Origin of the sequence: Gordonia otitidis NBRC 100426 (assembly GCF_000248075.1) — a bacterium.
Taxonomy (GTDB): domain Bacteria; phylum Actinomycetota; class Actinomycetes; order Mycobacteriales; family Mycobacteriaceae; genus Gordonia; species Gordonia otitidis.
Genome location: NZ_BAFB01000091.1, coordinates 1 through 11131 on the forward strand (window position 1 = coordinate 1; position 11131 = coordinate 11131).

8 protein-coding genes and 1 pseudogene are annotated in these 11131 nt (G+C 65.6%); 6 read left to right on the forward strand and 3 right to left on the reverse strand.

What is annotated here, in order from left to right:
- A pseudogene (locus tag GOOTI_RS26745) lies at window positions 1-111 on the forward strand (decaprenylphospho-beta-D-erythro-pentofuranosid-2-ulose 2-reductase); the annotation flags it as partial.
- 79 nt (window positions 112-190) lie between these two features.
- On the opposite strand, the gene GOOTI_RS08895 reads toward GOOTI_RS26745, so the two are convergent.
- Complete coding sequence (locus tag GOOTI_RS08895; RefSeq protein WP_007238248.1) at window positions 191-883, reverse strand: lysophospholipid acyltransferase family protein; 693 nt, start codon at window positions 881-883, stop codon at window positions 191-193.
- Window positions 884-919: 36 nt separating this feature from the next.
- Between GOOTI_RS08895 and GOOTI_RS08900 the strand changes: the two genes are divergently transcribed.
- The 4 genes from GOOTI_RS08900 to GOOTI_RS08915 all read left to right on the forward strand — a co-directional run bounded on the left by GOOTI_RS08900 (window position 920) and on the right by GOOTI_RS08915 (window position 6037).
- Entirely contained in the window at window positions 920-1474 is a 555-nt protein-coding gene (locus GOOTI_RS08900; RefSeq protein WP_007238249.1) for a TetR/AcrR family transcriptional regulator, read from the forward strand.
- Between the two features lie 303 nt (window positions 1475-1777).
- Window positions 1778-3280 carry a DUF222 domain-containing protein gene (locus tag GOOTI_RS08905; protein WP_051997916.1) on the forward strand — a complete coding sequence of 501 codons (1503 nt, stop codon included), beginning with the start codon at window positions 1778-1780 and terminating at the stop codon, window positions 3278-3280.
- A gap of 10 nt (window positions 3281-3290) precedes the next feature.
- Window positions 3291-5288 (forward strand): galactan 5-O-arabinofuranosyltransferase, encoded by a 1998-nt coding sequence (locus GOOTI_RS08910; protein WP_007238251.1) that lies wholly within the window; start codon window positions 3291-3293, stop codon window positions 5286-5288.
- On the forward strand, window positions 5285-6037 hold the full coding sequence (locus tag GOOTI_RS08915; RefSeq protein ID WP_007238252.1) for an MBL fold metallo-hydrolase: 753 nt from the start codon (window positions 5285-5287) through the stop codon (window positions 6035-6037). Before GOOTI_RS08910 ends, GOOTI_RS08915 begins: the two co-directional genes overlap by 4 nt.
- Window positions 6038-6240: 203 nt before the next feature.
- On the opposite strand, the gene GOOTI_RS08920 is transcribed toward GOOTI_RS08915, so the two are convergent.
- Window positions 6241-7137 carry an SAM-dependent methyltransferase gene (locus GOOTI_RS08920; protein WP_007238253.1) on the reverse strand — a complete coding sequence of 299 codons (897 nt, stop codon included), beginning with the start codon at window positions 7135-7137 and terminating at the stop codon, window positions 6241-6243.
- Entirely contained in the window at window positions 7137-7598 is a 462-nt protein-coding gene (aroQ, locus tag GOOTI_RS08925; protein WP_007238254.1) for a type II 3-dehydroquinate dehydratase, read from the reverse strand. Before aroQ ends, GOOTI_RS08920 begins: the two co-directional genes overlap by 1 nt.
- 119 nt (window positions 7599-7717) lie before the next feature.
- Here aroQ and GOOTI_RS08930 point away from each other — a divergent pair, with 119 nt between their 5' ends.
- Window positions 7718-11116: an arabinosyltransferase domain-containing protein gene (locus GOOTI_RS08930; protein WP_007238255.1), complete on the forward strand. Its 3399-nt coding sequence runs from the start codon at window positions 7718-7720 to the stop codon at window positions 11114-11116.
- The last annotated feature ends 15 nt before the right edge of the window (window positions 11117-11131 follow it).

Genomic DNA, 11131 nt, shown 5'->3' on the forward strand with positions numbered 1-11131 from the left:
AAGGCCGTCGACGACAACAAGGAAATCGTCTGGGTGCCTGGCACTTTCCGGTTCATCATGACCGTGCTCCGCCACATCCCACGCAAGGTGTTCCGCAAGCTGCCGGTGTAATTCGACGCCGCGTCGTACTCACCATTCCGTCCCGCTCAGCCCACCTGGCGAGCGGGACGGAGTTGTTTGGGGGTGGCAATCACGCGGCGTCGGAGCGCTCGCCGTGCAAGCCCCATTGGCGCGCATAGGAATTGACAAGCGGCTGCCCGGTTCTGGTCGCAATTGTCCGCATCAAGTCGTCGGTCGCCGCTCTGACGCCGAGTGCCCCGTCGGCACGGTAGTCGTCTAGTTCCATCGGTTCGAGGATCTCGATGCGTACCCTTCTCCTCCACCATGGCCGACTCCCGGGTCTGGTACCCGTGATCGCGACGGGTATCAATGGTGCGCCCGTGTCCATAGCGACTCGAACAGCCCCCGTCCGGCCACGGTAGAGCCGACCGTCAGGGGATCGTGCGCCTTCGGGGTGGATTCCCCACGCGCCACCGTAAGCCAGAATCGATCTGGCAGCCTCCAATGCCAACGACGACGCGTTTCCGCCTCGACGGTCAACGCTTATCTGCCCGACGGCACTGAAGAACACGCGTTGCATCCATCCGAAAACACCTGACCTGTCGAAGTATTCGCGCTTGGCGAGAAACGCAACATGTCGCCGTGCGGCGAGCGTCAGATAGAACGAATCCAGGACTGCCAGGTGGTTGGCAGCAAGGATCACCGGACCGCGCCGGGGTATGTACTGGCGTCCTGTCACTTCAGGCCGGCCGAGAACGTACAACACGGGCCCGATCACAAGATGTCGGCACACGCGGTACACGACGGGAGTCGACAAGCGCATAGACAGTGTCTACACCAGTTGGGAGACACTGTCTACGTGACGGTCGAAAACACCAGAGCCGCGCTCGTGCGCGCGGGAGTCGAGCTACTCGAGGAAACCGGTTCGCCCGACGTCGGATTGCGCTCAATCGCCAGACGGGCCGGCGTCTCGCATGGCGCGCCGCGACGGTGGTTTCCGACACATCGCCTGCTCCTGGCCGCGATAGCCGAAGTGGGCCTACAGGACTTGGCCGACGCGCTGGAGTCGGCAGCCCGAGCTTCCGACCACGATCTGGTGGAGATCGGACGCGCCTACGTCGATTTTGCGCGACGTCGACCCGCGATGTTCACACTGATCTTCCGCCATGACCTACTCGAGGACTCGGGGGCAAACCTACGGAGTTCGTCGCGCCCGATCTTTGCCTGGCTCGTGTCGATCGTCGAGAAGTCGGGTGGCACAACCGAACCGGAAGCGACTGCCGCCTCGATCTGGGTCGCGATACACGGCCTCGCAGTCCTGTTTTCGACCGGCGCACTTGAATTGACGATTCCGGGAGTCGACGTCGTCGACATGATCCGACGCGCCGTGCACAGCAGCGGCGGCTGGCTCTGACACCAGACTTCGTCACATCGTGCACACACGTCAATGAGTCGCAGGCACCCAGCCCGGTAAAGGGATGGCTACGCGGCCTGATGAGACGCGTAGGCCCGACAGGGCATGACGAGGATGGTGAAGTCGCCGTCGACTGCGGATCGGAAGGTGGCAGGTTGGTCAATTCCGCGCAGAACGATTATCAGGTGCCGAGGTTATGACTGGTCTCTTGGGCATCTGGGCTGCGGGAGGAGTCCACTCCCGACGACCACGCCGGATTCGTGACGGGGCAGAATTGTCAGACCTCGAATGTATGTTCTGGTTATGGCACCAGACGAGCCCGCCGATTCCGGGCCTCACGACGCCGCATTAGCGCGGTCGCTCGAGCACACCGGCGTGGAGACTCTGTTGGCGCAGTTAACAGACGACGAGCGTCTCTACTCCCGCGAACTCGTCGAGGTGCTGTTCCACACCAACGCACTCAAGGCCTGCGCCGACTACCGCATGCTGCAGGCGGCGATTCTCCTGTACGAGGAGCGCGAAGCCGACTACCTCCATCGCATCGACACCGAAATCGGTTCCGGTGAGGTCACCATCCCCGAAGGCTGTACCGACCCCGAACAACTCGCCGCTCTCCTGACCCGCAAAGGCCAGAACCCGCTGGCGCGATTCGGACCCGACGGTCTGACCACATCGATCGCCGAACTCGGCGCCACCCTGTGCCTGACTCCCGCCCAGGCCAAGAAGATGATCGAAACCGGCGCCGCCCTGCGCTACCGGGTACCCAAGACCGCACAACTGCTCGCCACCGGGCGCATCGACCTCCCCCGCTTCCAGGAGATCGTCGCCCGCACCGACAACGTCGACGACTCCCACCTCGATCCCGTCGACACTGCCCTCGCCACAGCGATCGCAGCGCGAGAACCCATGTCGATGACCAGGTTTCGTGCCATGGTCGACGCCATCGTCGAGCGCGTCGATCCCGACGGCGCCGCGCGGCGTCGTGCCACTGCCACCAGCCGCCGCTACCTCAGAATCCGACCCCACCGCGACGAACCCGGTCAATCACGAATCGACGGTCAACTACCGGCCACCGCGGCAGCCATCCTCGACGCTCGCCTAGAAGCGATGATCGCCGACATACATCTCGACGACCCCCGCACCCGCGCCCAACAACGCGCCGACGCGCTGACCGCACTCGCCCAGGCACTACCCACCCTGCCCTGCGACTGCCCCGACTGCCGCAGCGCGCTCATTCGCCCCCACGCGGAGACCGACACCGGTTCGGCCGACGACGCGGCGCACGACGTCGCCGGCGTGACCATCCCCGATGAGCGCGACAGCGCTGTCCCAGCGCCGTCGGACCGTTCTGCACTCGCGCCGAGACCGTTGTTCCACATCGTGATCAACCTGTCGACGGTGCTCGGCCACGACAACGACCCCGCCTTCCTCGACGCTGTGCCGCTTCCATCACCGCCACAAGACTTTCGCCGTCGGGTGGCGCGATCATCAGACACCCATGGGACGCGCCGTGTTCGTCTCCCCCGACGGCTATCACTTCCTCGGCAACGCCTACAGTGGCCGCGACCTCTTCCCCACCCTGGGCGAACCCGACCGTCCACCAGACACACGCGTACCGCGACGACTCGCGACCGCCCACACCGCACGCATCGACCAAGCACGCGCCGACACCCACGCCAGGCGCCTCGCCAACGACCACTTCACCGGCGACCCGCCTTACTGAACCTGCCACACCAGGACGCCCGCTCCCAGACATCGTCTCGGGGGCTGGCCGTCGTGCCCGACGCATATCGAGACCCCTGCTAGAAATAGACGCGTGACGTCAACGCAGAGCCCGGCCATCGACGACTCCGGTCCACAGGTCTCCGGGACTCCGCAGCGTCGGGTGAGCCGGCACGTCCGCACCCTGATCGACCTCGTGTTCGCGGTGATCGTCGCCGCGATCGTCGCCTTCGTCGGCCTCAAGGCCATCGATTCGGTGCAGTGGCCTGCGTTCAACTCCTCGAATGTCACCCGCGCGCTGACGACGACGGGCCAGGTGGTGGCTGTCGTCATTCTGGTGATTGCGGCACTGTTGTATCGCTACGGCAGGCCACGGTGGGTGGTGACGCTGCTTTCGACCGTCGGGATCTCCGGCCTCGTGACCGTCACCCTCGGCATGCCGCTGGGCGCCACCCGCCTCTATCTCTTCGGATTGTCCGCCGACCAGCAGTTTCGCACCGAGTACCTCACCCGACTGACCAGCAGTCCGCGTCTGGCGGACATGACCTATCTGCACCTCGCGCCCTACTACCCGGCCGGATGGTTCTGGGGTGGCGGTCGCTATGCGTCACTGATGGGGATGCCTGGCTGGGAGGCGTTCAAGCCATGGGCGATCCTGTCCATGGCCGTGGCTGCCGCGGTCGGAGTGGTCCTGTGGGCTCGGATGGTCCGCACCGACAGGGGCACTGCGGCGGCACTCGCCGTCACCATCGTGACCCTGATGTATGCCGGACCCGAACCCTACGCAGCCGTGCTCATCCTGATCGGCGTCCCGATGCTGATCCCGATGCTCTATGGCCTGCGCGGACGTTCGCGCCACGCCGACGGCCCGACGTCGGATCTGCGAGGAGGCACCAGCTGGGCAGCCGTCATCGCCACCGGCCTCTTCCTCGGGCTGAGTGCCACGTTCTACACGCTGTACACCGGCTTGTTCGCGGGTGTTGCGATCCTCATGGCAGTGGCGTTGATCGTGCAGGGCTGGGTTGGAGCGTCGAACAAGGCACTGCCTCGCGACGTCGTGTCGAACACCCGACGCCGCACGACGCTGGCAATCCTCGGGCGCCTCGTCGTGATGGGAGTGATCGCAGGTCTCGTCGCCCTGACTGTGTGGGCGCCCTACCTTCTCGCGCGTGCACGTAGCCAACCCGCCAGCGGCGGAACAGCCGAACACTATCTACCGGAACGCGGTTCGTTCCTACCGTGGCCGATGTTCCACCTCAGCCTCGTAGGGGCGATCACCTTCGTCGGCCTCGTCTGGATCCTGCTGCGCTTCCGCCAACGAACGATCGCGGCGGCACTCGGGATCACAGTCATCGGCATCTACCTGATGAGTTTGCTGTCAATGCTTGCGACGGCAGCGGGTACGACGCTTCTCGGTTTCCGACTCGAGCCCATCCTCGTCGCGGTACTCGCCGCAGCGGGAGTATTCGGGGTCGTCGAACTCGCACACTGGGCCGTCAGCAGGTTCGGTGATGTCCGTACCGTGATCGGCATTCTCGCCGCACTCGCAGGGATCGCGGTGGCACAAAGCATCCCCGCATATCTTTCCAACGAGATCGCCACCGCCTACACCGACACGGACGGCTACGGCGACCGTGCAGACAAGCGACCAGCAGGTGCTGAGTCCTACTACCCACAGCTCGACAAACTCATCAGCGAGCAGACCGGCCGCCCGGCCACAGACAACGTCGTTCTCACCGCCGATTACGGCTTCCTCTCCGTCTACCCGTACTGGGGCTTCCAGGGATTGACCTCGCACTACGCAAACCCGTTGGCGGAGTTCGACAAACGAGCCGCCACGATCGAGACGTGGTCCAAGGCGACATCGGCTGACGATCTGGTCCATCAGCTCGACACCGCTCCATGGACACCGCCGAACGTCTTCCTGTTCCGGTATTCGGCAGACGGCTACGCACTGCGACTGGCGCAGGACGTCTACCCCAACGACCCGAACGTGAAGCGCTACACCGTGACCTTCGACCCCAATCTGTTCAACGACCCCCGATTCCAGATCACAGACGTCGGACCCTTCGTTCTCGTGGTCCGCAGGTGAGCACCTTCGAGATCAGCAAGGTCGACGCCGCATCGTCGACCGCCTACCTGGTGCAAACAACTGGGGTGAATTGGGTCATCCTGCAAGATGATTCGGGTATAACCCTGATCGACGGCGGGTACCCGGGCAATGTCGACGACGTGATCGGATCGATCGAGCAGATCGGAGCACGTCCGTCCGACCTCCGTGCAGCCCTGCTCACCCATGCCCACGTCGACCACCTCGGCGGACTACAGAAGTTGCTGCAGCGCTTCGACTTTCCCGTGTACGCCGATCCCGACGAGGTCGCCCACGCCCACCGTGACCGCCTGCAGCAGGCAGGACCCCTCGACATCGCTGCCGTCGCCTGGAGTCCGCGCACGTGGCGCTGGCTGGCGATGGTCGCACCGCTTGGCGTGCTGAGCCGAACCGGGATCGATACCGCACAGTCATTCCCGACGGCCGGCGCACTCGACCTTCCGGGCCTGCCGCGACCGGTGAGCGCGCACGGACATACCGATGGACACAGCGCGTTTCTCGTCGCCGACGGCGAAGTACTGGTCTCCGGCGACGCACTGATCAGCGGTCACCCGCTCTCCGGACACCGCGGACCGCAACTACTCCCGAGATTCTTCAACCACGACGACGCAGCAACCAGGCGCAGCGTCGAGGCGTACGCAGAGTTGACGGCGACGGTTCTGTTCCCCGGCCACGGCCCGCGCCTCGACGGTCCGATCGCAGATCTGGCCCACGCCGCTCTGGCGCGCTGAGCGGTCCGTCGGCGGTGCCGCCGCCGCGAAATACGGTGCCCTCGCCGAAAAACCCGGTGCCGTCGCCGCAAAACCCGGTGCCCTCGCCGCGAAACCCGGTGCCGTCGCCGCGAAACCCGGTGCCGTCGCCGCAAAATCCGGTGCCGTCGCCGAAAAACGCGGTGCCGTCGCCGCAAAATCCGGTGCCCTCGGGCTCCGGCCCCTCAGGAGCGGTCGATCGTCCCGTGGCCGCGTTGGCGTCGTACGCCCGACAGTAGCGTCCCGGACTGTTCGGAACCGGTCGGCTCCCCGGACTCCCCGGACTCCTCGGACTCCTCGGAGCTCGACCGGCTCGACGACCTCCCACCCGCGGCAAGAACTTCCCCTGCCGTCGTGACCTCGCAGTTCCACCCAGCGGCGTCGAGCATCGACGCGATGTCGGCATCGCTGCGCCAGAGCGCGCGCACGTCGGCGAACGGGTCGTTCGCGGCAGGCGGTGCTGTCCGTCGTGAACGAACCGTGACACCGATCCGCGAGCCTGACTCCGCAGCAGCCGTAGTCCCCTCGATCACGCGCTTCACCATGTCATCCGAGAGGTAGACGAACAGTCCCTCGGCGAGCCACGCCGACGGCAGGTCAGCTCGGAAACCCTTGTCCTGCAGAGCGCGAAGCCAGTCGTCGGCGAGATCGCAGGCGACCACCCGACGCTCGACCGTCGGCTCGAGCCCCGACTGCGCGACCAGATCTTCCTTCACCTCGGTCACCGACGGCCTGTCGACCTCGAACAGCTTCGCCCGCGAGCCGAGATCGAGCCGGAAACCCCGACCGTCCAGCCCTGAGCCGAGGATCACGAACTGCGTGATGCCGTCGGCCACCGCACTCGTGAACACGTCGTCGAGAAACAGCGTGCGCGCCACGATCCAGTGGTACATCGACCGCATCTCGGCCGAACCAGCGCCGTGTACGACATCGCGTCCGCCGAACTCCGCGGACCGCGGTCGGATCCGTGCGATCGCCTCGGCCAGGGGATCACGGAAGAGCGCATCGTCTCTCGACGACTCGACCGCCCGAGCCCACGCGACACCCAGCGCGGTCTGTCCGACGTCGTCGAGATCAGCCATCAGCCGAGGACCTCCACCAGGCGTCGAATCGCGAACTCATAGCCACGGATGCCGCATCCGACCACGATCCCGGACGCCAGCGGCGACACGTAGGAGTGGTGCCGGAATGCCTCACGCTGGTGCACGTTGCTGATGTGGACCTCGATGATCGGCACCTCCGGGATCACCAGCGCATCCGCCAGCGCGACCGACGTGTGGGTCCACGCCGCAGGGTTGATGACGATCCCACTGATGTTCCCGCGCGCCTCGTGTAGCCAGTCGATCATCTGGCCCTCGTGGTTGGTCTGCGCCGCGCGCAGGCCGTACCCGAGTTCGCCTGCGGTTCGTTCTGCGAGCTCGACGACGTCGGCCAGCGTCGCCGACCCGTACACCTCCGGCTGTCGGATGCCGAGCGTGTTCAGGTTAGGGCCGTTCAGCAACAGAATCGGTGCAGGTTCAGAGCCCGCGGCATCGGTCGACATAGGGCAAGGGTAGTCACGTCACGCAGCGAGCCCACCGCTCCCGCGCCGACACAATGCCGCAGGCACGAGCGCGATGCCGTTGGTCTCGAACGCCGGGACTGCGGTTAGGATCACTGCTTGTGCCATCGCAGACCGTGAGACGAGCGAAACTCATCGCCATCGTCACCGGGCTGCTCGGATTCATCCTGGCTCTGGCCACACCGTTGATGCCGGTCAAGCAGACCACTGCCGAGATCAACTGGCCGTCGAACTCCAGCGTCGAATCCGTCTCGGCGCCGCTCATCTCCTACGTTCCGATCGATCTCGACGTGTCGGTTCCGTGCTCGGCTGTCGACCGTCTGGGCGCCGACGACTCGGTGCTGCTGTCGACGACGCCCAGGCAGGCCAGCAAGTCACCCGAGCGCGGCCTGTTCATCCGACGTACCGGCAACCCCGCGGATCCCCCGGACAAGCAGAGCATCGAAGTCGTCGTCCGTAATGTCCCGCTCGTCTCGGCAACCCTGGCCGACATGCGTTCGCAGGACTGCCGCGACATCGTCGTCCACGCCGACTCCGACGCTGTGACCGCCGAATTCGTCGGCATGACCGCGTCCGCGAGCCAATCCGACTCCGGCAGTGCCGCACTGATGGGCACCACCAAGGGCCGGGAATCGCAGACCTACAGCGCCGACCAGCGTCCACAGGTCACCGGACTGTTCACCGACCTGTCGGGGCCGGCCTCGCAAGTGCCCGGCCTACGCGCACACGTGACCATCGACTCGCGCTACTCGACGGCCCCGACGATCCTCAAATGGCTCGTTCTCATCGTCGGCATCGTGTGCACCCTGCTGTCGCTGTCTGCATTGGCGGTCCTCGATTCGACGGACGGCCGCAAGCATCGTCGAATCTTCCCCGCACGCTGGTGGCGACTCAACGCCCGCGACTACGTGGTGATCGGCGCACTGATCATTTGGCATTTCATCGGCCCCAACACCTCCGACGACGGCTATCTGCTCACGATGTCGCGAGTCGCGCAGAACAGCGAGTACACCGCCAACTACTTCCGCTGGTTCGGTGCACCCGAAGCGCCGTTCGGGTGGTACTACGAGGTGTTCGGCCTGATGAGCCACATCTCGTTGGCCAGCCCGTGGGTGCGGATTCCCGCACTACTCTGTGGCATCGCATCCTGGTTGATCGTCAGCCACGAGGTGCTGCCACGACTCGGACGAGCCGCGATCAGTCGGCCGGTCGTCGGCTGGACCGCGGCCTTTGTCTTCCTCGCCTCGTGGTTCCCGTTCGACAACGGTTTGCGGCCGGAGCCGATCATCGCACTCGGCGCCCTCCTGACCTGGTGTTCGGTCGAACGCGCCATCGCGACCGGCCGAATACTCCCCGCAGCCATCGCATGCTTCATCGGCGCGTTCAGCCTCGCTGCAGGCCCCACGGGTCTGCTCGCCGTCGCCGCGCTCATCGCCGGTGCCAGGCCCATCATTCTCGCGCTGATCAAACGGGCACGGGCGATCGGCGGTGGGTTCTGGTCATACGCAGCGCTGCTCGCACCGGTCCTCGCCGCAGGCACGTTCGTGATCTTCGTCGTCTTCTCGAACCTGACGCTGCGCGCCTTCTCCGATTCGTCGAAGATGAAGACCGCGCTCGGACCGTCGGCGCACTGGTACAACGAGATCGACCGGTACTCGTCCCTCTTCGCGTTCTCCGCGGACGGTTCGATCGCCCGACGCTTCGCCGTGCTGGCCATGATCCTCGGCATGGTGGTGTCTGCGGCGGTCCTCATCCGCAAGTCACGCATCCCCGGTACGGCTGTCGGGCCCGCACGACGCATCGTCGGGATCACCTTCGCCTCGCTGGTGTTCCTGATGTTCACACCGACCAAGTGGACGCACCATTTCGGTGTCTTCGCAGGCCTCGCAGCAGCCCTTGCGGCAATCGCGGCCATCGCAGCCAGCAATCAGGCGATGCACTCCCGACGCAACCGCACGTTGTTCGCCGCTCTGGTCCTGTTCATCGCGGGTCTGGCATTCACGGCACCCAACTCCTACTACTACGCCTCCGCGTGGGGCATGCCGTGGGGCGTCGGCCAGGTCAACGTCGGATTCTCACTGAGCAACGCACTGCTCTACGTCTCGCTTCTACTGCTGCTGCTCGCGCTGTGGTTCCACTTCCGCGAACCGTTCACGGGGACCGACCCACACGATCCCGACGACATCGCAGACAGCAACACGAGAACCGATGGCACCGGGAACGTCAACGGTGAGGCCTCGCAGGCCGATCGCCGTTGGTACCGCAGAGCTGCCGGATCGGTCGCAGGCGCACCACTGGCCTATGTCGCTGCGGCCGTGGTGATCTTCGAACTCGTCACGGCGGCGTTCGCAGCGGTCAACCAGTCGTCGTCGTTCTCGGTCCCGAGATCCAACATCGAGGCACTCGCCGGCAAGCAGTGCGGCATGGCCGACAAGGTCTGGGTGGAGCGCAATCCCAACGACCACATGCTCTCGCCCGTCGATCCCACCCTGCCGAACCCGCTGGCAGGACCGTCCACGGCGCCGTCCGACGCATCTCGACCCGCGACAACGGGATTCACGTCGACCAGCGTTCCCGACGACCTCACCACGCAGGCCAGCGCCGGATCGTTGGGCGTACTCGCCGGCAACGCGACGTCGACCAACGACGTGCTGACCGCCAACAGCGGCGGCACCGGCGGCGGGGAACTCGCGACCGCCGGCGTGAACGGAAGCCGCGCGCGCCTGCCGTTCATGCTCGACCCGGCTCGCACACCGGTCGAGGGCAGCTATTCGACCACCGATCAGGTACCGGCCAAGCTGACCTCTGCGTGGTATTCGATGCCGGCGGACTACAAGAACCAGCCGTTGCTGAGCTTCTCGGTAGCCGGACGTTACGACAATCCAAACCTGCTGCTGGAGTACACAACCGATCCGATCACGTCGACGACGCGCGACGGCGATCTCAAGGTGACCGGCGAGACCGAGATGATCGACCCGGGCCCGCAGCCGTCGTGGCGCAACGTTCGTATCACGACGTCGTCGCTCCCCGACGACATCACCGCCGTGCGGGTCGTCGCCAACGACGACAATCTCTCTGCTGACCGTTTCATCGTGGTGACCCCACCCCGACTGCCTCACATGCAGACCCTGCAGGAGGTCGTCGGCAGCGAGGACCCGGTCCATGTCGACTGGACGTCGGGACTGGTGTTCCCGTGCCAGCGGCCGTTCACCCATCACTACGGGGTCGCCGAGATCCCGAAGTGGCGGATCAGGCCCGGCGCCGACCTCGCCGCCGCGGTCTCGGCGTGGCAGGACTCCTACGGCGGCGGGCCGCTCGGCTGGCTCGAGGTGTCGCAGGAACCGGAAACCGTGGCGACCTACCTGAAGGACGACATCGGTCGTGACTGGGGAGCGCTCGAGCGCTATCACCCGTACGGCGACGTGACCACCCCCGCGCCGATCACCACCGGCACCGCGACACGCAGCGGATTGTGGAGTCCCGCACCGATCCGCCACTGAGCGTCGCGCGCCTGC

Bases quoted from the DNA above. Each gene is read 5' to 3' on its own strand.
- GOOTI_RS08895 (WP_007238248.1), bottom strand. From the start codon at position 883: ATGCGCTTGTCGACTCCCGTCGTGTACCGCGTGTGCCGACATCTTGTG.
- aroQ (WP_007238254.1), bottom strand. From the start codon at position 7,598: ATGTCGACCGATGCCGCGGGCTCTGAACCTGCACCGATTCTGTTGCTG.
- GOOTI_RS08905 (WP_051997916.1), top strand. From the start codon at position 1,778: ATGGCACCAGACGAGCCCGCCGATTCCGGGCCTCACGACGCCGCATTA.
- GOOTI_RS08920 (WP_007238253.1), bottom strand. From the start codon at position 7,137: ATGGCTGATCTCGACGACGTCGGACAGACCGCGCTGGGTGTCGCGTGG.